At 68.8% G+C, this 20,961-nt stretch carries 23 protein-coding genes; 12 read left to right on the forward strand and 11 right to left on the reverse strand.

Going from position 1 to position 20,961, the window contains the following annotated elements:
* Both ON43_RS27470 and ON43_RS27475 read right to left on the reverse strand, forming a co-directional pair.
* Positions 1–268, reverse strand: a 268-nt coding sequence (locus ON43_RS27470) for an MTB12 C-terminal domain-containing protein (protein WP_505779153.1), incomplete at its 3' end; no start/stop codon positions are given.
* Positions 269–370: 102 nt separating this feature from the next.
* The gene (locus ON43_RS27475) at positions 371–1,300 is read right to left on the reverse strand and encodes a glycine betaine ABC transporter substrate-binding protein (RefSeq protein ID WP_051179344.1); all 930 of its coding nucleotides are present in this window, start codon (positions 1,298–1,300) and stop codon (positions 371–373) included.
* 317 nt (positions 1,301–1,617) lie between these two features.
* On the opposite strand from ON43_RS27475, the gene ON43_RS27480 reads away from it, so the two are divergent.
* From ON43_RS27480 to ON43_RS27510, 7 genes are all read left to right on the forward strand, one after another.
* Positions 1,618–2,514 carry an ABC transporter substrate-binding protein gene (locus ON43_RS27480; RefSeq protein WP_083913770.1) on the forward strand — a complete coding sequence of 299 codons (897 nt, stop codon included), beginning with the start codon at positions 1,618–1,620 and terminating at the stop codon, positions 2,512–2,514.
* A gap of 17 nt (positions 2,515–2,531) precedes the next feature.
* Positions 2,532–3,677 (forward strand): ABC transporter ATP-binding protein, encoded by a 1,146-nt coding sequence (locus tag ON43_RS27485; protein ID WP_040812084.1) that lies wholly within the window; start codon positions 2,532–2,534, stop codon positions 3,675–3,677.
* On the forward strand, positions 3,674–4,315 hold the full coding sequence (locus ON43_RS27490) for an ABC transporter permease (protein ID WP_040812086.1): 642 nt from the start codon (positions 3,674–3,676) through the stop codon (positions 4,313–4,315). The genes ON43_RS27485 and ON43_RS27490 overlap by 4 nt, the downstream gene beginning before the upstream one ends.
* A complete protein-coding gene (locus ON43_RS27495) occupies positions 4,312–4,995 on the forward strand; it encodes an ABC transporter permease (RefSeq protein ID WP_040812088.1) in 684 nt (227 codons plus the stop codon). Before ON43_RS27490 ends, ON43_RS27495 begins: the two co-directional genes overlap by 4 nt.
* A gap of 102 nt (positions 4,996–5,097) precedes the next feature.
* On the forward strand, positions 5,098–5,520 hold the full coding sequence (locus ON43_RS27500) for a CBS domain-containing protein (RefSeq protein ID WP_245568775.1): 423 nt from the start codon (positions 5,098–5,100) through the stop codon (positions 5,518–5,520).
* A gap of 203 nt (positions 5,521–5,723) precedes the next feature.
* Complete coding sequence (locus ON43_RS27505) at positions 5,724–6,395, forward strand: response regulator transcription factor (protein WP_040812089.1); 672 nt, start codon at positions 5,724–5,726, stop codon at positions 6,393–6,395.
* 14 nt (positions 6,396–6,409) lie between these two features.
* The gene (locus ON43_RS27510) at positions 6,410–7,819 is read left to right on the forward strand and encodes a sensor histidine kinase (protein ID WP_051179345.1); all 1,410 of its coding nucleotides are present in this window, start codon (positions 6,410–6,412) and stop codon (positions 7,817–7,819) included.
* Positions 7,820–7,887: 68 nt separating this feature from the next.
* On the opposite strand, the gene ON43_RS27515 is transcribed toward ON43_RS27510, so the two are convergent.
* On the reverse strand, positions 7,888–8,742 hold the full coding sequence (locus ON43_RS27515) for a helix-turn-helix transcriptional regulator (RefSeq protein ID WP_040812091.1): 855 nt from the start codon (positions 8,740–8,742) through the stop codon (positions 7,888–7,890).
* 138 nt (positions 8,743–8,880) lie between these two features.
* On the opposite strand from ON43_RS27515, the gene ON43_RS27520 reads away from it, so the two are divergent.
* The 3 genes from ON43_RS27520 to ON43_RS27530 all read left to right on the forward strand — a co-directional run bounded on the left by ON43_RS27520 (position 8,881) and on the right by ON43_RS27530 (position 10,639).
* Positions 8,881–9,660, forward strand: coding sequence for an NAD(P)H-dependent oxidoreductase (locus tag ON43_RS27520; RefSeq protein WP_040812093.1), 780 nt, complete (start codon positions 8,881–8,883; stop codon positions 9,658–9,660).
* Between the two features lie 129 nt (positions 9,661–9,789).
* Positions 9,790–10,119: a hemophore-related protein gene (locus ON43_RS27525; RefSeq protein WP_040812094.1), complete on the forward strand. Its 330-nt coding sequence runs from the start codon at positions 9,790–9,792 to the stop codon at positions 10,117–10,119.
* 172 nt (positions 10,120–10,291) lie between these two features.
* Positions 10,292–10,639, forward strand: coding sequence for a hypothetical protein (locus ON43_RS27530; RefSeq protein WP_157514213.1), 348 nt, complete (start codon positions 10,292–10,294; stop codon positions 10,637–10,639).
* A 19-nt stretch (positions 10,640–10,658) separates the two neighbouring features.
* Here ON43_RS27530 and ON43_RS27535 read toward each other — a convergent pair whose 3' ends face one another.
* The 6 genes from ON43_RS27535 to ON43_RS27560 all read right to left on the reverse strand — a co-directional run bounded on the left by ON43_RS27535 (position 10,659) and on the right by ON43_RS27560 (position 17,004).
* Positions 10,659–11,312, reverse strand: a complete 654-nt coding sequence (locus ON43_RS27535; protein ID WP_040812097.1) for a response regulator — start codon at positions 11,310–11,312, stop codon at positions 10,659–10,661.
* On the reverse strand, positions 11,309–12,466 hold the full coding sequence (locus tag ON43_RS27540; RefSeq protein WP_040812099.1) for a sensor histidine kinase: 1,158 nt from the start codon (positions 12,464–12,466) through the stop codon (positions 11,309–11,311). Before ON43_RS27540 ends, ON43_RS27535 begins: the two co-directional genes overlap by 4 nt.
* A 102-nt stretch (positions 12,467–12,568) precedes the next feature.
* Positions 12,569–13,774: an NAD(P)-dependent malic enzyme gene (locus ON43_RS27545; protein WP_040812100.1), complete on the reverse strand. Its 1,206-nt coding sequence runs from the start codon at positions 13,772–13,774 to the stop codon at positions 12,569–12,571.
* 504 nt (positions 13,775–14,278) lie between these two features.
* Positions 14,279–15,835, reverse strand: a complete 1,557-nt coding sequence (locus ON43_RS27550) for an FAD-dependent oxidoreductase (RefSeq protein ID WP_040812102.1) — start codon at positions 15,833–15,835, stop codon at positions 14,279–14,281.
* Between the two features lie 51 nt (positions 15,836–15,886).
* Positions 15,887–16,153, reverse strand: a complete 267-nt coding sequence (locus tag ON43_RS27555) for a hypothetical protein (RefSeq protein ID WP_051179346.1) — start codon at positions 16,151–16,153, stop codon at positions 15,887–15,889.
* Positions 16,150–17,004, reverse strand: coding sequence for a PHP domain-containing protein (locus ON43_RS27560; RefSeq protein ID WP_040812106.1), 855 nt, complete (start codon positions 17,002–17,004; stop codon positions 16,150–16,152). Before ON43_RS27560 ends, ON43_RS27555 begins: the two co-directional genes overlap by 4 nt.
* A gap of 62 nt (positions 17,005–17,066) precedes the next feature.
* Here ON43_RS27560 and ON43_RS27565 point away from each other — a divergent pair, with 62 nt between their 5' ends.
* Both ON43_RS27565 and ON43_RS27570 read left to right on the forward strand, forming a co-directional pair.
* Entirely contained in the window at positions 17,067–18,143 is a 1,077-nt protein-coding gene (locus ON43_RS27565) for a magnesium and cobalt transport protein CorA (protein ID WP_083913772.1), read from the forward strand.
* A gap of 80 nt (positions 18,144–18,223) precedes the next feature.
* Positions 18,224–19,876, forward strand: a complete 1,653-nt coding sequence (locus tag ON43_RS27570) for an alpha/beta fold hydrolase (RefSeq protein ID WP_086008034.1) — start codon at positions 18,224–18,226, stop codon at positions 19,874–19,876.
* Positions 19,877–19,889: 13 nt separating this feature from the next.
* On the opposite strand, the gene ON43_RS27575 is transcribed toward ON43_RS27570, so the two are convergent.
* Positions 19,890–20,465 carry a suppressor of fused domain protein gene (locus ON43_RS27575; RefSeq protein WP_040812108.1) on the reverse strand — a complete coding sequence of 192 codons (576 nt, stop codon included), beginning with the start codon at positions 20,463–20,465 and terminating at the stop codon, positions 19,890–19,892.
* A 3-nt stretch (positions 20,466–20,468) separates the two neighbouring features.
* Positions 20,469–20,960, reverse strand: coding sequence for a YflT domain-containing protein (locus ON43_RS27580; protein WP_040812110.1), 492 nt, complete (start codon positions 20,958–20,960; stop codon positions 20,469–20,471).
* Position 20,961: the final 1 nt, after the last annotated feature.

Raw genomic sequence — 20,961 nt, forward strand, 5'->3', positions numbered from 1 at the left:
GTGAATCCGCCTGTGCCTTGATGGTGTCGGCGAAGGCCTGCCCGTTCTCGAGCAGGGCGATCTTCTGATCAGCGGAGGTGCTGCCGTCGAAGAACTTCTGATAGACGTCGGTGACGGCCTGCACCAGCGCGGTGTCTGCGGCGGCGGCCGGGGTGCCGGTTTGATGGGTGGTCTTGGGTTCCTTGCCCGACACCCCGCACCCGGCGAGCACGGCCAACGTAAGTGCGCACAGCGCAAGGGATTTGGATAAAGTGATCCGATTCGACATGCCTCGGCCTCCCTGGGCGACGGAACGGCATGAACGACAAATCAGACTACTCGCCCCGTGCGGGCGGCGGACCGAGATCGAAGGCGCGCGGGCCCTTCTCGGCTACAGCGAGTGCGCGTCGAGCCAGTCGCGCGCCACCGACGCCGGCACCGCGTGCTGGTCGCGAACCTGGTGGATCATGTCGGCCAGATCGGTAGTGGTGAGTTCGCCTGCGACGTAATTGAGTTTGCGGATCTGCTGATCGGTGAGCGCGGCCTTGCGCATGACCGGCAGCACGCTGGCCGCCCGGAACGCGTAGTCCGGATCGGCGAGCGAGGTCAGGTCCGCACCGCCGTCCGGCAGGAACGAGGGCGGCCCGGCCAGCACCGCGAGCTGGATCTCGCCGTCGGAGAGGGCCTTTCGCAGCGTGGCATCGGTCGTGAAGGTCACGGCGTGCGCGAACTCGCAGTGATAGGCGTTGCGCAGGGGGTTCAGTACGTCGCGGATGGGATCCAGCGGCGCGCGCAGGGCGTCCAGCGGCGGCCCGGTGGTGATGCCGATGGTGATCTCCTCACAGCGCGGCCCCAGATCCTTCAGCGAGGACGGGAAGTCCGCGGGCCGGGAGGCGGGAGCGACCACGGTGGGCCGCAGATCGGTCCCGTCGGCCGGATCGGAATCGACCACGCCCTCCGGAAGCGCCTTGGACAGTGCCGCATTGACCGCGTCCGGCTTGGTGACCATCGACGTCGTGTCCAGCGCGGCCAGCAGATCCCCGCTGACGTCCCCGAACAGCGCGATGGAATCCGAGTCCAGCCCCGCCAGCAACTCCGTGCGCTGCCCCATGCGCTCCTTGGTCCGCGTGTGCAGCCCGGTCCGCGCCAGCGCCCCGGCATAGATCTCGGCGATCATCATCGACTCCGCCGAATCCCCGGCGCCGACCGTCAAAACCGGCCTGGAGTCCTTGCTTCCGCAGGCGACGGCGACCGCCGCCACCATGATGACCAGCAGTGGCCGCGTCAGGCGGCGCGCGAGGGAGGCTGTTGCGGCGGACACGCGCAACAGTCTGCCGCAGAGTGATCGCAGTTCTTCCGCAGGGTGACAGTGCCTATCAAAATACGGGCGATGAGCAATATGACTCGACCGGATCGGCCAAATGAGCGAAACCGACCACAGGTAGGCAACGTTCACGGGAACACCCGGGCAATATGGACAGTTAGGTCTGTTTCGGGGTGATCTTCGCCCCGCCCGCCGCAGGCACCCCGCTCGGAAGGACGACAGTGCACTCGCTCATCACCACGCGCGCCGACGGCAGGCGCATCTCCCGGACAGTACTCAGGATTCTCGCCGCGTCGGTCGCGCTGGCCGCGGCCATGGCGCTGTCCGCCTGTGGCGGCAGCTCGTCCAACCCGCTCAGCAGCGGGGGCGACTGCGGCGGCGACACCAATAAGCTCACCGTCGGCTCGGCCAACTTCCCGGAATCCGAGACCGTCGCCGACGTGTACGCGGAAGCGCTGCGCGCCAACGGCTTCGGCATCGACACCAAGCTCAATATCGGCAGCCGCGAGGCGTACGTGCCCGCGCTGAAGGACTGCTCCATCTCGCTGATTCCGGATTACACCGGCAACCTGCTGCAGTACCTGGACAAGTCGTCCACCGCGACCTCGCCCGACGAGGTGAACGCCGCGCTGACCAAGGCGCTCGGCGACAAGCTCGCCATCGGCACCCCCGCGCCCGGTGAGGACTCCGACGCGGTCGTGGTCACCAAGGCCACCGCCGACAAGTGGAACCTGAAGAGCATCGCCGACCTGGCCCCGCATGCGGCCGAGGTGAAACTGGCCGCGCCGGCGGAGTTCTCCGAGCGGCCGGGCGGGCTGCCGGGCCTGAAGAAGAACTACGGCCTCGACATCCCGACCGCTAACTTCGTGCCGATCGCCGACGGCGGCGGCCCCGCCACGGTGAAGGCGCTGGTCGACGGCCAGGTCACCGCGGCCGACATCTTCACCACCTCGCCGGCCATCGTCGCCAACAACCTGGTGGTGCTGACCGATCCCAAGCACAACTTCCCGCCGCAGAACGTGGTGCCGCTCTACAACGCCGCCAAGAAGAGCGACAAGCTGACCAAGGTGCTCAACGCGGTCTCGGCGAAACTGTCCACGGCCGAACTGATCTCGCTGAACACCGCCGTCTCCGGCACCGCCAAGACCGAGCCCGCCGCGGCCGCCAAGCAGTGGGTGAGCGCGCAGGGACTCGACAAGCCGATCGCCTAAGGGAAGGCAAAAGCACGGTGTCCGACATCGAATTCAGCGGCGTCAGCAAGACGTACCCGGACGGCACCACCGCCGTCCACCACCTCGACCTGCGCATCGAATCCGGGTCGTTCACCGTGTTCGTCGGGCCCTCCGGCTGCGGCAAGACCACCTCCATGCGGATGATCAACCGCATGATCAGCCCGACGGCGGGGACCATCACCGTTGGCGGGCAGGATATTTCGCGGATCGACCCGGTGAAGCTGCGGCTCGGGATCGGGTACGTGATCCAGAACGCGGGACTGCTGCCGCACCGGACCGTGGTCGACAATGTGGCCACGGTGCCGGTGCTGCGCGGGCAGTCGCGCAGCGCGGCGCGCAAGGCGGCGCTGGAGGTCATGGACCGGGTCGGACTGGATCGCGGTCTGGCGCAACGGTATCCGTCGCAGCTGTCCGGCGGTCAGCAGCAGCGCGTGGGTGTGGCCCGCGCGCTGGCGGCGGATCCGCCGATCCTGCTCATGGACGAACCGTTCAGCGCCGTCGACCCGGTGGTGCGCACCGAACTGCAGGTCGAAATGCTGCGGCTGCAGGCCGAATTGCACAAGACCATCGTCTTCGTGACCCACGATATCGACGAGGCCATCAAGCTCGGCGATCACATCGCCGTCTTCGGGCCGGGCGGCTACCTGCAGCAATACGATGTCCCGCAGACCGTACTCGCCCAGCCCGCCACCGACTTCGTGGCCGGATTCGTCGGCCGCGACCGCGGGTACCGGGAGCTGTCCTTCCGGCCCGCGGATACCGTTCCGCTGCACGAGCTTTCGACCGTGACGCCGGACGAGGTCCACGACATCCGCCTCGAAAAGGGCGAATGGCGGCTCGTCATCAACGACGCCAAGAAGCCCGTCGGCTGGATCGACACCACCGGCGTGGAGGGTGTTCGCGCCGGACACCCGCTGGCCGACAGCGTGGCCGCCGGCGGCTCCCTCTTCCCGCCCGGCGGCGATCTGCGCCAGGCCCTCGACGCCACCATCTCCTCCCCCTCGGAAATCGGTGTGGCCGTGGATGATTCCGGCGCGGTGCGCGGCGCTATCTACGCTCGCGACGTGCTCGAACAACTGCACCGCCAGCGCACCGCCGAGGACGCCGAACGCAACCGGGTCTTCTTCGAGGAGTCCCGGTGAGGTACCTCATCGACAATTTCGACGAGATCGCGGGATACGCGCGCACGCATCTGTATCTGGCGTTGGTGCCGCTGCTGCTGGGGCTGGCCATCGCGGTGCCGGCGGGGGCGCTCGCGCATCGGGCGCGCTGGCTGCGGCGGGTCACCACCACGGTCGCGAGCATCGCGTACACGATTCCGTCGCTGGCGCTGTTCGTCATCCTGCCGCCGTTGCTGAACATCGGCGTCATCGATCCGCTGAATGTCGTTATCGCGCTGACCATCTACTCGGTGGCGCTGCTGGTGACGGCCGTGCCGACGGCGCTGGATTCGGTGCCATCGGAGACCCTCGAGGCCGCCGACGCCATCGGGTACACCCGGCTGCGGCGGGTGCTCACCGTCGACTTTCCGCTCGCCCTACCGGTTTTCATCGCCAACCTGCGCGTCGTCGCCGTCACCAATATCTCGATGGTGACCGTTGGCGCGCTGATCGGCGTGGGCGGGCTGGGCAAGCTGTTCACGCAGGGGTATCAGCGCGACTATCCCGACGAGATCATCGCGGGCATCATCGTCGTGCTGGTGCTGGCGTTGATCGTGGACCGATTGCTGTATGTGCTGGGCAGATTCGCGACGCCGTGGCTGAAAGGTCGTGCGGCATGAACCTTTTCCTCGACGCCTGGCATTTCCTCACCGACGGCGCGAACTGGTCCGGGCCCACCGGGATCGGGCGGCGGCTGCTCGAGCACCTGTACTACAGCGTGCTGGCCGTGGGGCTCTCGGCGGTGATCGCGGTACCGATCGGGCTCTTGATCGGGCACACCCGGCGCGGGTCGGCACTCATCGTGGGATTCGCGAACTCCATGCGCGCGCTGCCGACCCTGGGCGTGCTCACGTTCGTGGTGCTGCTCATGGGACTGGGCCTGACACCGCCGCTGCTGGCGCTGCTGACCGTCGGGATTCCGCCGCTGCTGGCCGGTGCCTACGCCGGGATCGCGAATGTGGATCCGCTGGTGGTCGATTCCTCGCGGGCCATGGGCATGAGCGAGCCGCGGGTGCTGTTCCAGGTCGAGCTGCCCAACTCGCTGCCGGTGCTGCTGAGCGGGTTGCGCGCGGCGACCCTGCAGGTGGTGGCCACCGCGACCATTGCCGCCTACGTGAATCTCGGTGGGCTGGGCCGCTACATCTTCGACGGCATCAGCCTGTACCGCTACGACAAGGTGCTGGTCGGCGCGATCCTGGTGGCCGCGCTGGCGTTGGCGCTGGACGGGCTGCTGGCCTTCGTGGTCTGGCTGAGCGTGCCGGGGACCGGTCGGCTCCGCAAGGTGACGGGCCGCGCCTGATCCCCCGGTGGCGGGCCGGGTTTGAAACAGCCGCATTGACCTTTGACTGTGATCGGGGTCACGATGTCTCCTGGCATACCCATCCGAGACAGGAGGTCCGCAGTGAAGGCTCGCGACATCATGCACCGGAGCGCGGAATGTATCCCCGCCGATGAAACCCTGGACCGCGCCGCCCAGGTCATGCGCAATATGGACGTCGGCGCACTCCCCATCTGCGACGGCGAACAGCTGATCGGCATGCTCACCGACCGTGACATCGTGGTGAACTGCGTGGCCATGGGACACGATCCGAGCCGCGTGCGCGCGGGCGATCTGGCCCAGGGGCGCGTGTGGTCGGTGGACGTCGACACCGATATGAACACCGTCCTCGACGTCATGGAGCAGAACCAGGTCAAGCGGATGCCGGTGCTCGATATGCGCAAGGGCAACCAGCTGGTCGGCATGATCTGCGAGTCGGACCTCGCCAAGAACGTCAGCGACAAACAGCTGGCCGAGTTCATCACCGCCGTCGCGGTCCCGCACTAGGTCCCAGCCCGTCGTCCCGGCATGACCCAGCCCCGTCGTCCCGGCATGACCCAGCCCCGACGTCCCGGCCGGCCCCAGCCCGGTCATCCCGGCAGGCTTTTGGCCGGGATCTCCAGTGGATTCCGGCCAAAAGCGCGCCGGAATGACGGGTGAGACGTCCCGGTTCGCAGCGGATTCACAGTCACGGGCCGCATTATTGCCGGGTGCAACCGGGACGCATTCTTGTCATCGAGGACGCCGAGGCCATTCGGGCCGCGGTGGGAGCCGGGCTGTCCGCCGCCGGGCACGAGGTGCTCGGGCGCGCGGACGGCGGGCTGCTGGAACAGGACCTCGCGCAATTCCGGCCCGATGTCGTGGTGCTCGACGTGATGCTGCCCGGACGGGACGGATTCGCGCTGCTGGAATCGGTGCGGGCGCGGTCGGCGGCCGGGGTGGTCATGCTCACCGCCCGCGACGGGGTCGAGGACCGGGTGCGCGGGCTGCGCGCGGGCTCGGACGACTATGTGGTGAAGCCGTTCGACCTCACTGAGCTGGTGGCGCGGGTCGAGGCGCTGCTGCGGCGCATGGGAAAACTGCAGAGCCGCATCGTGATCGGGGATGTCGAGGTGGATGTCGACGCGGGCGGCGCATGGCGCGGCGGGCATTCGCTGACCCTCACCGCGACCGAGTTCAAGCTGCTGGCGTATCTCGCGGCACAGCGGGACCGGGTGCTCACCAAGACCCAGATCCTCACGGCCGTCTGGGGATACGAGGATTACGACACCAATTTGGTCGAAGTGCACGTGAGCGCGCTGCGGCGCAAGCTCGAGGAGCACGGGGAGCGGGTCGTACACACCGTGCGCGGGCTCGGATACACGCTGCGGGCGCCGCGATGAAGGCTGCTCGTGGAATGAAGACGGTGTCGCTGCGCTGGCGGGTAACCCTCACGGCCGCGTTGGTTTCCGGGATCGTGCTGGTGCTGGTCGCCGTGCTGGTGCGCGGACTGTTCGGGCTGGTGGTGGCGCGCAGCGAGAACACCGTGCTGAGCGATCGGGTCCAACTGGCGAAACAGCTGGCGCAGCAGGGTGTTTCGCCGGAGGAGCTCATCGGACGGGTGGATACGCACTCGGTGCGGGTGCGGCTCGTTCTCGCCGACGGGCGCAGCTACGGGAGCCTGGATCACAGGCTGGCGGAGGACAGCACCACCAAGACCCGCTTCGTCCGCCTCGCCGGGCCGGGGACGCTCAATGACTCGCGGCTCACCCTCCAAATCGATACGCCGCTGCTGGCGCGAGTGCAGTCCCGGCTGGGATTCCTTCTGCTGCTGGCCTGTTCGGGTGCGATCGCGGTGATCGTGCTCGGCCTGTGGTTACTCGTGCACAGAGCGCTCGCACCCCTCGACACCATGACCCGGCTCGCCCGCGACATCGCGCACGGCCACCTCGGCCGCAGGCTCAACCCGTCCCGCACCGATACCGAACTCGGCCGCACCGCAGCCGCTTTCGACGAAATGCTCGACACCCTCGAGGGCGCCCTGCGCGACACCGCCGCCGCCGAGGCCCGAGCTCGCGCCTCCGAACAACAGATCCGAGCCTTCGTCGGCGACGCCGCCCACGAACTCCGCACCCCCATCACCGGCGTCCGCTCCCTCGCCGAGGCCGTCCTCCAACAACCCGCCGACACCGACCCCGAAGACCGCCAGCGCATGCTGCTCCTCCTGGTCCGCGAAACCCAGCGCGCCGGGCGGCTGGTGGACGACCTGCTCGACCTGGCCCGCATCGACGCCGGACTCCAATTGCGCCGCGAAAACCTGGACCTGCCCGCCCTGACCACCAGCCATGTCGATCGCATGCGAATGCTCCACCCGCACATCGACTTCCGCCTCACCGGCGACCTCGCACCCGGCGCCACCGACCCCGTATCGGTCAGCGCCGATCCGGAGCGTATCGGCCAGATCCTCACCAACCTGCTCACCAATGCCTGCCAGGCCATGCACGACGACGGCGTCATCACGATCGACCTGCGCACGGTCCCGGCACTCGAATCACCCACCAGCGCAGTCGAACTCACGATCACCGACAGCGGCCCCGGCGTACCGCCCGAAGACCGCGACCGCATCTTCGACCGCCTGGTCCGCCTCGACACCGCCCGCGACCACCGCCCCGACGGCTCCGGCCTGGGCCTGTCCATCGCCCGCGGCCTGGCCCGCGCTCACGGCGGCGAGCTGAGCTGCGCCGCACCCGATCTCGGCACTTCCGGAGCGGTGTTCATCCTCCGCATCCCCCGAAATGGGCCTATTCCTACATTTACCGCCGACTGATCGCGGATTCCTGCGAATTTCACTGCGGAAATGTAGGTCCAGGCCCATCCGGGCGGCTCACGGCCGAATCAGTGGGCGGCGCGAGGCTCGTTCGCCAGCTGCTCCGGCTCGGCTTCGGCGGTCGCGCCGAGACTGGCCAGCAGGGACAGGTTGTCGTGGGCGGCGGTGTTCGGGGCGGCGGACAGCACGACCAGTTCGGCGTCGGTGTCCGGGAGGGCGAAGTTCTCCTGGTGCAGTTCCAGGGGGCCGACCAGGGGATGGTTGTAGGTCTTGCGGCCGTGGGTGCGGGTGCGGACGTCGGCGCGGGCCCACAGCTTGCGGAAGCGCTCGCTGCGCATGGCGAGTTCGCCTATGAGGGAAGCCAATTCGGGGTCGTCAGGGTGGCGGCCCGCGGCCAGGCGCAGGTGGCCGACGGTGTCTAGGGTGCAGCCGTCCCAACCGGCGAACAGTGCGCGGCCCTCGTCGGTGAGGAAGAGGTGGCGGGCGATGTTCAGGCCCTGGGCGGGGCGTCCGTAGAGCAGGTCGGCGAGCCGGTTGGTGGCCAGGATCGTCATACGGTGGTCGATGATGAACGCGGGAGCGTCGGCGACGAGCCCCAGCACTCGCAGCAGCTCGGGGCGCAGCCGAGCCGCTGATGTCGGCCGTGACGCCCGCCCACTCCGATGCGCCAGCCGATGCAGGTGATCGCGTTCCACCTCGTCCAGGCCGAGCACCCGCGCGAGCGCGTCGAGCACCTGCGCCGAGGGTTGCCGCGCGCGGCCCTGCTCCAGCCGCACGTAGTAGTCGACGCTCACGCCGGACAGGTGCGCGACCTCCTCGCGGCGCAGCCCGGTCACGCGGCGGCGCGAATCGACCGGAATGCCCGCGGTTTCCGGATCGACCCGGGCTCGCCGGGTGCGCAGGAAGTCGGCCAAATCGTCCATCGCTCCAGTATCCGGTGCGAAACCGACCGACCGGGTGGCCCTGCGAGTACCAGGAAGTCCGGTCCTACGGAAAAAGCATCCCTGAACGGCGGCGGCCGAACTCGACAGGATCGAGACACATCGACCCGAGGAGCAGACATGAAAGTCTTCATCGTGCACGCCCACCCCGAACGCCGCTCGCTCAACGGCGCGCTCACCGATATCGCGGTGGACACCCTCACCGGCGCGGGCCACGAGGTCCAGGTGAGCGACCTGTACGCGATGCGCTGGAAGTCCGTCATCGACGCCGACGATTTCGGCCCCGCCGCCTCCACCCCGCTCGACGCCGTCCACGACTCCGGCCGCGCCTACCAGACCGGCACCCTCTCCACCGACATCCGTGCCGAACAGGACAAACTCCGGTGGGCCGACACGGTGATCCTCCAATTCCCGCTGTGGTGGTACACCATGCCCGCCATCCTCAAGGGCTGGGTCGACCGCGTCTTCACCTACGGATTCGGTTACGGCGTAGGCGAACACAACGAAACCCGCTACGGCGACCGCTTCGGCGAGGGCACCCTGGCCGGCAAACGCGCCATGCTCTCCCTCACCGTGGGCGGCCCCGAATCCCACTACTCCGACCGCGGCATCAACGGCCCGATCGACGACCTCCTCTACCCCATCCAGCACGGCATCCTCTACCACCCCGGCATGCAGGTCCTCCCGCCCTTCGTCCTCTACCGCACCGGCCGCCTATCCCCCGAAACCTTCACCGACGCAACCAAATCCTGGCAGGAACGCCTCCTCACCCTCGAAACCACCGACCCCATCCCCTACCGCCTCCAGAACTACGGCGACTACGAAATGCCCGCCATGCGCCTCCGCGAAGGCCTGGAGTTGCCCGGCCGCACCGGCTTCAGCCTCCACCTCCACCGATAGCCCAAGCTGCGAACAGTGAACGGCGGTGTCGGGTTGAGGCATTGCGGCGGAGCTGAGGTGGCTGAAGATCGCCTGAAGATGAGCAACGGATTCAGCGCATCTTCAGCCGGGCCGGGCAGATTCGACCCCATGAAACGCATCCTCGCCGCGACCCTGGCAGGCGCCGCCGGAGCCACCGCCATCGCCCTGGCCCTCCCCGCCACCGCCTCCGCCGACCCCACCTGCGGCCCCGCCGCAGCCGCCGCGGCCCGAGCCGACGCCGCCCCCAAGGTAGCCGCCTACCTCGCCGCCCACCCCGACGTAGCCGCCGAAATCGCCAAGATCAAAACCCTCCCCAAGGACCAACGCAAAGCCGAACGCCAAGCCTGGCGCCAAGCCAACCCCCAAGCCGCCCAAGACCTGAAGACCGCCCGCCAGGCAGTAATCGACTACCACAAGGCCTGCGGCCACCGAAAGTAACCACTCCCCCATCCGGGCCCGGTCGATTCGACCGGGCCCGCCGCATATTCCGGCCAATACTCCGCTAACAACCGGCGGAGTCGGGACGACGTAGGGGGCAGGTCACGGCCGGACCAGCTCCTCCAGTTCATTCTTCCGAATATCCAACCCTTTCAAAGGAGTTGAAGTACCGATGAGGACAAATCGCGCTATTTCCGGCATCGTGGTCACGGTTGCCGGCGCGGGCATCATGCTGTCGACCGCGGGCACAGCGGCCGCGGCTCCCGCCACCTCGATCCATCCCACCGCGAGCTGGGACCTGTCGCTCTGGAACGGGATCCAAGGGTTGGGCGGTGCGATCTCCAGCGGATTCAATGTCGTGTTCGGCGGGTCGTACGGGGGTGGCGGTAACCCCATCGGATCCGATCAAGGCACCTGGTACTACCAGCTCAGCCAACAAATCAACACCTGGAGCCACAACTTAAACCAGCACGGAACCCACACCTGCTACGACGGCGATACCCCGTACCCGTGCGGATAGCGCCGCCGTCTCGGAAAGCTCACCGGTGAGGGCCGACAAGGCCGTGTTGGTGGGCGTAGACGACGGCCTGGATGCGGTCTCGGACAGCGAGTTTGGCGAGGATTCGGGAGACGTGGGTTTTGATCGTTTCCTCGCCTACTCCCAGGGCGGTGGCTATTTCGGCGTTGCTGCGGGCGTCGGCGAGTAGGAGGAGGACCTCGCGTTCTCGGGCCGTCAGGTGGGCGAGTTCAGGGGGTTCGGTGGGTGGGGCTATGGCGGTGGCCAGGCGGGTGGCCAGGCGGCGGGTCATGGAGGGGTCGATGACGGCGTCGCCGCGGACTGCTACTCGGATGGCGGCTACGAGTTCTTCCGGGGGAAGGGTTTTCAGGAGGAAGCCGCTGGCTCCGGCGGAGAGGGCGCGGTGGAGGTTGGCTTCGTTGTCGTAGGTGGTGAGGAGGAGGACCCGGGTGCCGCCGGCCGCGACTATGGCCTCGGTGGCGGCCAGGCCGTCGAGTTTGGGCATGCGGACGTCGAGGATGGCCACGTCGGGGTGGGTGCGGGTGGCGGCTTCGATGGCGGCGCGGCCGTCACCTACCTCGGCTACGCATTCCAGATCGGGGTGGGCGTCGACGACGGCGCGAAGGCCGGAGCGGAAGACGGTGTGGTCGTCGGCGATCAGGACGGTGATGGTCATGCTGCTCCGATCGGGACGGAAACCCGTATGTCCCAACGGGTTCCGGTCGGGTCGGTGCCGTGGGTGACGGTGCCGTCGAACAGGTCGACGCGGCGGCGGATGCCGTCGAGGCCGCGGTGCACGTCGTCGCTGACGGCGGTGGAGGCGACGGGATTGGTCTCGCGAATCTCGACTCTCGCAGGCCGGTAGGCGATTTCGAGCTCCGCCGGATCGCGGCCGTGCCGCAGGGCGTTGGTCAGCATCTCCTGGACCACCCGGTAGAGCATGACGTCCAGCGACTCCGGCAGCACCGGCGGCTCCCCCGAAACAGTCACGTGCACAGTCAGTCCCGCGTCCCGCACCCGCTCCACCAAGTCCTCGATATCGACCAGCCCGGGCTGCCGCTGCCCCTCGTCGTCGCGCCCGTGCAGCAGATCCAGCTGCCGCCGCAGATCCACCATGGCGGCACGGCTGCTCGCCTCCACCGCCGTCACCGACCGCGACGCGGCCGCATCGTCGCTGCGCGACAACGCCATTCGCGCCACTCCCGCGTGAATACCGATGGCGCTCACATGATGTGAGATGACATCGTGCAGATCCCGCGCGATGGCCTCGCGCTCATCGGCCAGCGCCCGATCCAGCGCCGCCCGATGTTCCTGCTGCCGCAACCGTTCCCGCTGTTCCAGCTCCGCGATATAGGCCCCGCGCGCGGCCGTGTACCGCCCCACCAGCCACGGCACCACCCCGGCCCCGATCGAGACGATCACCAGCCGCCGCGGATCGAACGAGCCGGACGTCGCCACCAGATTCACCATCAGCGACCCGCCCGCCAGCAGGATCACGGTCGCCACCGACACCACTCCGCTCAGCCAGGCCCCCGCCTGATACCCGGCCACCAGAAACCCGACATCGAAAACCCGTGCCGAGATCGCGTAATGGTGTGCGAACAGCGCCACCGACACCTTCACCACCACCTGCGCCACGGCCACGACCGCCGCCGTGGCCGCCGGCGCGGCCAATGCCAGATCCGCCGCCACCGTGGCCACGGTGAGCAGCGTCGCCAGCACCGGCGCCAGCCCGAAGGCCCCGCACATCACCATCTGCGCGCCGTCGAGCACCGCCGCCACGGCAGCCAGCAACAGCGACTGCCGAGCCAGCGACCTGGTCACATCCATGGCCGCACGCTACCTCGCGGACCCGCCGTCCCCCGTTCGAGGGATAAACGAAAGGGGCGCTTCGCCATACGACGAAGCGCCCCTTCCTCGCTCAACGAGCGATTACGCGACGCCCTCGGCGCGGGCGGCGTTGCCGACGGCCTCGGCGACGGCCGGAGCCACGCGCGGGTCCAGCGGGCTCGGGATGATCTTGTCGGCGGAGAGCTCACCGGCGACCACGTTGAAGATCGCCTCGGCGGCGGCCACCTTCATGCCCTCGGTGATGCGGCGCGCGCCGGCGTCCAGGGCGCCCTTGAAGACGCCGGGGAAGGCCAGCACATTGTTGAGCTGGTTCGGGAAGTCGCTGCGGCCGGTGGCGACGATGGCGGCGTACTTGGCCGCCACATCCGGGTGGATCTCCGGGTTCGGGTTCGACATGGCGAACACGATGGACTCCGGCGCCATGGACGCGATGAGCTCCTCGGCGATGGTGCCCGCCGACAGACCCAGGAACACGTCCGCGCCCGCCAGCGCCTCGGCCGGGCCGCCGGTCACATTGCGCGGGTTGGTGCGCTCGGCCAGAGCGGTCTTGTACTCGTTCAGATCGCCGCGGCCCCGGCTCACGATGCCCTTGGAGTCGAGCACGACGACGTCGGAAACGCCTGCGGCCAGCAGGATGTCGGTGCACGCGACACCGGCCGCGCCGGCGCCGGACACCACGACCTTCAGGCCGGACATGTCACGACCCTGCACCGCGACCGCGCCCTTCAGGCCGGCCAGCACCACGATGGCGGTGCCGTGCTGGTCGTCGTGCATGACCGGGCAGTCCAGGGCCTCGATCACGCGCTTCTCGATCTCGAAGCAGCGCGGAGCGGAGATGTCCTCGAGGTTGACCGCGCCGAAGCTCGGGCGCAGGCGGATCAGGGTCTCGACGATCTCGTCGGGGTCCTTGGTGTCGAGCACCAGCGGGATCGAGTCGAGCCCGGCGAACTTCTTGAACAGCGCCGCCTTGCCCTCCATCACCGGCAGCGAGGCGCGGGCGCCGATGTCGCCCAGGCCCAGCACCGCGGTGCCGTCGGAGACGACCACGACCAGGCGCTCGGCCCAGGTGTAGGTCTTGGCGAGGGACTCGTCCTCGGCGATGCCGAGGCAGACCTGCGCCACACCCGGCGTGTACGCGATGGACAGATCGCGCTGGGTCTCCAGCGGAGCGGTGAGTTCGACCGAGAGCTTGCCGCCAAGGTGCCCGGCGAAGATTTCTTCCTTGGTGATGTCGGACAGGTTCGACGGGGCCGCGGTGGCATTCACTGCTTCAGTCACGGGTGACACGATTTCACTCCTGATCGGTTCGGACTCAACCGTTTGACGGTTACCGTTCGGTAATAGCTGAATTTATGGTTTCGGTGCTCATATATCTTTTGCCGCAGTCGCGTTCAGCGACGTCGACGCCACTTCCGAGGAAACCGTCGCCACCTCGTCGTGGCAACGAAGACAAAGTATTACGGCAATGCGGGAAGTGTGTCGCGGCAGCGCAGATCGTCGAGCGAGAACCGGAGGGGTGTGTCCGATACAGCCGGGGTGATCCCGTGAGAACCCACGAGTCGGAGTTCATGATCACCGAGTGTCCCGGGCCGGGCGGTGGCGACGGCCAGGATCGGATCATTCTGCCAGTCCCTGCGACGGCCTGCCAAATCGCCCCCCGGGCCGTCGCGTCGCCTCACCATCGTTGAAGGGTAAGGCAGCCGCGTCACACCCGGATGAACGGAAACTCGCTGGTGGGGAGCTGAACTCGGAGAACTGTCACAACACGGCCGCGAGCCGCGCGGTGAGCTGTCAAGCGGGGCGGGCGTGGACCGTGGTGAGGTCGGGCCGGACCCAGACGTTTTCGATACCGCCGGAGAGCAAACGTACCCGCCAGTCACTTCCGGCGCCCGGGTGGTCGGTGCGGCGATGCATGCCGCGGGTCTCGGTGCGGGCCAGCGCGGAGTACTTGGTCCAGCGGGCCACAGCCAGCAGCGCGGCGGCCTGCCGGGCCCGCACCCGATCGGGCCCCTTTCCGCCCAGCGCGAATTCGACACCCGGCCACATGCCGTCCAGTTCGGCGATGCTGTCGCGCAGGCTGCCGTCGCTGCGCCAGTAGCTGCGCCGCAGCGGCAGCGTGTGCTCCTGCACCAGGCCGATCACCGCGCGCGGATCCAAGCGGGCCTTGTCGCCCAGCCCCGCGCCGGGCACCGGCCGCGCCTTGCCGATCTTGCGGCGCGCCGCGGCGAATCCGGCCGCGCCCGCACCCGCCCAGACGCCCGAGGAGATGGCCCACGCCCCGTTCTGCCCGCCGAAACCGCTGACCGCGCCGGTCACGGGCTCGCGGGTGGTGACGTCGCCCGCGCCGTAGAGGCCGGGAACCGTGGTGGCGCAATCGAATCCGGCCAGCCGCAGCCCGCCGGTCCCGCGCACGGTGCCCTGCAGCACCGCGCACAGCGGCACGTGCCCCGACGGGCTGGGCCCCAGCCGCAGCACCTCGGCGCGCACCGATTCGGGCAGTTCATCCAGAGCCGCGTAGACCCGGCGGCCGTCGGCGATGGCCGCGAAAGCCTGTGCCCGCGAACCGCAGCCCTGCCCCCACAGCACCGCCCGCGATTCGTCGTACAGCGTGGCGAAATGCATGACCTGATCCGAGGCGAACACCGCCGCCACGGGCCGCCCGCCCAGCCGCGGCGAATCGGCCACCGGCGCCAGCGAATACGCGTTGGAGAACTCCATACCGGACAGTTCGGCCCCGGCCTCGGCGCCCATCAGCAGCCCGTCACCGGTGTCCACATCGGTGCCCGCGCCGCCGGAGAGGAAGGCGCAGCCGCCGGTGGCCAGCACCACCGAGCGCGCCCGCACGGTCCACCGGTGGGGCTCGCCGCGCAAGGCCACACCCGACGCGCCGGACACCACGCCGTCGCCGTCGGTGATGAGCTGCAGAGCAGGATGGTGGTCGAGAATCCGCACCCCGGCCACGACCATGCTGCGCCGCAACCGCCCCAGATATTTCGCGCCGTCGAGGTAGACCCGCGCCGGGCGCTCGGCGTGTTCACCGTGGAAGCGGAAGCCGCCCTGCACCAATTGGCCGACACGCCGGTGGGTCTCCTCCAGCACCCGGTGCATCCACTCCGGATCCCCGAGTCCGCCACCGTGTGCGAGGGTCTGCTCCACCGCCTGCCCGCGCGCTTCGCCGGCCGGAATGTTCCACAGCGTGACCCCGCCGCGCGCGGTCGGGCCGCTGGTTCCGCACCGGGCCTTGTCGACGACCAGCACCCGCGCGCCCGCGGCGGCCGCGGCAAGGGCGGCCCAGGCTCCGGCCGGGCCACCTCCCAGCACCAGCACATCGGCGTCGAATTCGGTCATATCGACAAATGTTCGACCACAGTTCAACCGGTCGCAACCGTTATGCGTATTTCAATTCCACCACTGCGCCCAGAGCAGATATCCGGCTATCCCGAAAACGACCAGCGACCCTAAAAACGCCGTGAAACCCTGACGCCGGTCCGCATATATCTGGGCGGCAACAACCGCCACCGCCGCGGCCACATGCCACATCACATCCAGCCATCCGGGGCCTGGAAACCCGCGCCGAACACCGATGATCGCGGTGCCGACGACCGTGGCCGCCAGCACCACGGTGCCCCCCGCGATGATTCCGCTCAGACCCCGGACAACCCTCATACGCTGATCACCGGGACGCCACTGGCTTTGCCCACGATTTCCTCGAATTGCGTTGGGTCGGTGGTGAATTCACCGAGCCGGATGGTCTTGTTCGCGCCGTGGTAGTCGGAGGAGCCGGTGGTCAGCAAACCCAGTTCGGCCGCGAGACCGGCCAGCACCTCGCGGTCGGCGGCATTGTGGTCCGGGTGGTCGAGCTCGAGCCCGCCCAGCCCGATCTCGGCCAGCTCGCGAATGTGGTCCAGGGCCAGCAGCCGCCCGCGCTTGCGCGCCCGGGCATGCGCCACCACGCTCACCCCGCCCGCCGAGGCGACCATCTCGACGGCCCGCCGCAACGGCGTGTCGGCCTTCTCGACGTAGTAGCGGCCGTGCGGGGCCAGCAGATCCTGGAAGGCCGCGTCGACCGTCGGCACCACACCGGCCTCGACCAGCGCCCGCGCCAGATGCGGGCGACCCGCCGACGGACCCACCGAGGCCATCACCGCATCCGGATCGATGGGCAGGCCGTCCGCCGCCATCTGCTCGGCCATGGCCCGCAGCCGCACCACGCGCTCGGCGCGCAGCCGCTCGCGCTCCTGCGCGAAGGACTCGTCGTTCGGATCGAACAGGTAGGCCAGCAGGTGCACCGGCACCGGATACCCGTCCTCCCCCAGCCCCACACACGACATCTCCATGCCGCGCACCAGGGTCAGCCCCGGCGGCAGGGCGTCGACCGCCTCGGCCCAGCCGGAGGTGGTGTCGTGGTCGGTCAGGGCCACCACGTCGAGGCCCGCGGCGGCGGCCTTCGCGATCAGTTCGGCCGGGGTGTCCGTGCCGTCGGACGCGGTGGAATGGGTGTGGAGATCGATGCGCACGCCCCCTATATTGCCTGCGCGGTGGCCGATCGCCCGGGCCAGGGACGATTAGCATCGTTGATGTGTCCTCGAATTCGCCGCTGCCGTCCTTTCACTGGCCCGGACGGTCGGTGCCCGCACCGGACGCTCCCAAGCCCGCGCGGCCGGGCCGGATCGTCGACTGCGGGGTGTATGTCGACGGGCAGCGGCTGTGGGATCAATGCTCCTACAAAGACGCCCTGGCCGAGGTGCGGGAGCGTAGGCAGGGCTTCGTCTGGCTCGGGCTGCTCGAGCCGGACGTCGAGTTGATGTCGGATGTGGCGCGAACCTTCGGACTGCACACCCTCGCCGTCGAGGACGCCGTGAAGGCGCACCAGCGCCCCAAACTCGAACGCTACGACGACATTCTGTTCCTGGTGCTGCGCACCGTGCGCTACCACGAGCACGAGCTCAACACCGTCGCCGAGATCGTCGACACCGGAGAGATCATGGTGTTCGCCGGGCCGGACTTCGCGATCACCGTGCGGCACGGCGACCACACCGAATTGGCAGGCGTCCGAAAGGATCTGGAGGCCGACCCGAAGCAACTGGCACTGGGGCCCGGCGCGGTCCTGCACGCGGTCGCCGATCGTGTGGTCGACTCCTACGTGACCGTCACCGCCGCCATCGAGGAGGACGTGGACGCCATGGAGGAGGCGGTCTTCACTCCGGCCAACAAGATCGAGATCGAAGCCATCTACCAGCTCAAACGCGAAGTGGTGGAACTGCGCCGGGCCGTCAAACCGCTGCAGCTGCCGCTGCAGGTGCTCACCCATGACACGAGTCTGCCGCTGCCCAAGGAGATCCGGCGCTATCTGCGCGATGTCACCGACCACCACACCTCGGTCACCGAGCAGATCATCGACTTCAACGAATCATTGTCGGCGCTGATCAATGCCGCGTTGGCGAAGGTGAGCGTGCAGCAGAACACCGATATGCGCAAGATCTCCGCGTATGCCGCCATGGCCGCGGTGCCGACCATGGTCGCGGGCGTCTACGGCATGAATTTCGTACACATGCCAGAACTTTCGTGGACCTTCGGCTATCCGGCCGTGATCGCCCTCATGGTGGCGCTGTGCGCCGGGCTGTACGCGAACTTCCATCGCAACAAGTGGTTGTGAGCACCCCGCCCCACCAGGGGCGTTGCTGAGCGCCTCGACCGGGGGTGCGCCCGCTTGCTATGAATGCGGGCGTGTTCTTGATGAGGAACCCGGCGCCGCGCCGCCGGATGGGTTGGTGGACAGCAATATTCGGGCTGCTGCTGGCCGTGCCGGTGCCCGCCTCGGCCGAACCGCCCAACACCTATGTCGACGCCCTGGCCGACGCCGCACCGGCTCCCGACCTGCACTGGACCGACTGCGATTCCGGATTCTCCTGCGCCACAGCGCGAGTGCCCCTGGACTACGCGCACCCCGACGCCCGCTCCATCGAGCTGTCGGTGATCAAACTCCCCGCGTCCGATCCGGCACACAAGATCGGCACCCTCTTCGTCAACTTCGGCGGCCCGGGCCGATCCGGCGTGGCGCGCCTGCGGCAGCGGGCGCAGTGGCCGTGGCTGTTCTCCGATGCCCTGCGCGCCCGCTTCGACCTGGTGTCCTGGGATACCCGCGGTGTCGCGAACAGCGCACCGGTGCACTGCTTTCCGGACGCGACCGAGCAGCAGCTGTTCTTCGCCACCTATCCCCCGATGCCCGGCACGCCCGGCGGTGAGCCCGCGTTCTTCGCCGCCGCGAAGACCCTGGCCGACGCCTGCGGACAGCGGGCCGCCGACCTGCTGCCGTACATGTCGACCGAGAACACCGCCCGGGACCTGGATCTGCTGCGGCGCGCCGTCGGCGACGACAAGCTGACCTACCACGGGATTTCGTACGGCACCTACGTGGGCGCGTTGTACGCCAACATGTTTCCCGGCCGCGTGCGCGGTCTGGTGCTCGACGGCTCGATGGACTTCCGCGGCAATGCCCTCGGGGCCGACGATGCCGCGGCCGATCGGCCCGTCGACACCCGGCAGGATGTCGCGACCGGTCTCGCGAGCACCTTCGACGCCATGCTCGATGCGTGTGTGGCGGCCGGACCCGAATGCGCCTTCTCCGAAGGGGATCCGCATCAGAAGTGGCAGCGGATTCTGGAACGCGTACGGCGCGAACCGATCTCGTGGGACGGCAAGCGTTACGACTACGGCACCGTCGTCGCCACCGCGGGCGAACTGTCCAATCCGGCGGGTTGGCCCACCGTCGCCGCCACCCTGCAGCAGCTCTACGACCTGCGCGAAACCCCTTACCTACCAACCGATGTGCTGGCCGAGACCGCGGCGCTGGTGCGGCAGGTGGCCGATATCGGCACCGGTAGCGCTGCCATTCCGGGACTTCCAGCGGGCTTGGGCGGCACCGGCGCGAACACCTACGACGACAACTACACCGAGGCCTTCCACGCCGTCCAGTGCGCCGACAGCCGGGTGCCGCGCGACGAACGCCGCTACAGCGCGCTCGCGGCCAGTGAGGACCTGCGGGTGCCCGTCTTCGGCCGCCTCGGCGTCCTGACCGCCATGACCTGCGCCTACTGGCCGCAGACCGCGGTGCATCCCTACACCGGGCCGTGGAATCGGAAGTCGGCGCCGATCCTGATCATCAACAGCCGCAACGACCCCGCGACGCCACTGGCCGGAGCCGCCGCCGGCGCGGCCGAACTGGCCGACGCCCACCTGCTGGTGGTCGAGGGCGCCGGACACAGCAGCATGTACGTGCACAGCACCTGCTCCGAGGCCGCGAAGCGCGAATACCTCACCGCGGGAACGCTTCCCGCGAAGGGGGCCACCTGCCCGATCGACGGCAACCCCTTCCTGCAAACGAGTTGACGGAGGCTGTGCCCTAGAGCGAGGCCGCCGAGCGCCCGGGATCGCGCACGTCGATTCCGGCCTCGGCCCACGCGTCCCGCAGCGCGGCCGCGCCGCGAATGCGCACCCAGGCCGCCTCGGTCGCGGTGATCGGCACCACCGTCAGGAATCGCACGGGCTCGGCGGGTTCGGGCAGCACGACTTCCGGAATCTCGCTGTCGCCCAGCAGGACAGCGGTGAACGGCGAGTTGGCCCACAGCGGTTCACCCAGATCCAGCAGCGCGTCCGCCTGCAGCACAACGCCTTCCACCGAGGGCGCCGCAGTCAGCACGCCCAGCGTGCGGGTCAGCCCCGAGCCCGCGCCCGCACCGCCGCGCAGCGTGAGCACCAGCTCCGCGCGCGGCCCGCGCACCGGATCGGCCAGCGCCGCCGCCGGATCGGTCATCGGATGCCGCGAGCCGCCCAGCGTCGCGTAGTGCACGAACTCACCGTCCGGCACGCGCAGGATGTCGATGGGCTCCAACCCGAGGAACGTCACCGACGCCGAGTCCGCGGACTCCACCCCGAAATGTCCGAGCACCCCGGCCCGGACCTGGTCCAGCACATCCATGAACTAGATCGCCAGCCTGGCGAGCATGTCGCGCGCCTGCTCGGCGGTCTTCGGATCGCACAGCACGTCGTAGCGCCCGGCCACCAACTGCATGGTGGAGGCGAAGTCGCGCTGGCCCCGGGTGGCCGCGTACGGGATGGACGCGGAGATGAGACCGAAGATGATGCCGCCGATCAGACCCACCGCCAGCGGGCCGATCGCCCCGCCGGTGGTGAACATGCTCAGCAGCAGACCCAGGAACAGGCCCAGCCACGCGCCCGAAACCATGCCGCCGCCAATGACTTTGCCCCAGGTCAGACGGTAGAGCACGCGCTCGACCTGCATGAGGTCGACGCCGACGATGGTCACGCCCTCGACCGGGAACTGATTGTCGGCCAGATAGTCGACCGCGCGCTGCGCCTCCGCATAGGTCGGGTAGGAGCCGATCGGCCAGCCCGACGGAGGCGTCGGGAGGCCCGGGCGGCCCCGGTTCGCATTCCCCATGGGATTTGTCATG

The organism is Nocardia concava NBRC 100430, assembly GCF_000308815.1.
Lineage (GTDB): Bacteria > Actinomycetota > Actinomycetes > Mycobacteriales > Mycobacteriaceae > Nocardia > Nocardia concava.

Coding starts and splice junctions, on each gene's coding strand:
- ON43_RS27480 (WP_083913770.1), top strand. CDS start 1,618: ATGGCGCTGTCCGCCTGTGGCGGCAGCTCGTCCAACCCGCTCAGCAGC.
- ON43_RS27495 (WP_040812088.1), top strand. CDS start 4,312: ATGAACCTTTTCCTCGACGCCTGGCATTTCCTCACCGACGGCGCGAAC.
- ON43_RS27510 (WP_051179345.1), top strand. CDS start 6,410: ATGAAGACGGTGTCGCTGCGCTGGCGGGTAACCCTCACGGCCGCGTTG.
- ON43_RS27515 (WP_040812091.1), bottom strand. CDS start 8,742: ATGGACGATTTGGCCGACTTCCTGCGCACCCGGCGAGCCCGGGTCGAT.
- ON43_RS27520 (WP_040812093.1), top strand. CDS start 8,881: ATGAAAGTCTTCATCGTGCACGCCCACCCCGAACGCCGCTCGCTCAAC.
- ON43_RS27525 (WP_040812094.1), top strand. CDS start 9,790: ATGAAACGCATCCTCGCCGCGACCCTGGCAGGCGCCGCCGGAGCCACC.
- ON43_RS27530 (WP_157514213.1), top strand. CDS start 10,292: ATGAGGACAAATCGCGCTATTTCCGGCATCGTGGTCACGGTTGCCGGC.
- ON43_RS27535 (WP_040812097.1), bottom strand. CDS start 11,312: ATGACCATCACCGTCCTGATCGCCGACGACCACACCGTCTTCCGCTCC.
- ON43_RS27540 (WP_040812099.1), bottom strand. CDS start 12,466: ATGGATGTGACCAGGTCGCTGGCTCGGCAGTCGCTGTTGCTGGCTGCC.
- ON43_RS27550 (WP_040812102.1), bottom strand. CDS start 15,835: ATGACCGAATTCGACGCCGATGTGCTGGTGCTGGGAGGTGGCCCGGCC.
- ON43_RS27555 (WP_051179346.1), bottom strand. CDS start 16,153: ATGAGGGTTGTCCGGGGTCTGAGCGGAATCATCGCGGGGGGCACCGTG.
- ON43_RS27570 (WP_086008034.1), top strand. CDS start 18,224: ATGAGGAACCCGGCGCCGCGCCGCCGGATGGGTTGGTGGACAGCAATA.
- ON43_RS27575 (WP_040812108.1), bottom strand. CDS start 20,465: ATGGATGTGCTGGACCAGGTCCGGGCCGGGGTGCTCGGACATTTCGGG.
- ON43_RS27580 (WP_040812110.1), bottom strand. CDS start 20,960: ATGACAAATCCCATGGGGAATGCGAACCGGGGCCGCCCGGGCCTCCCG.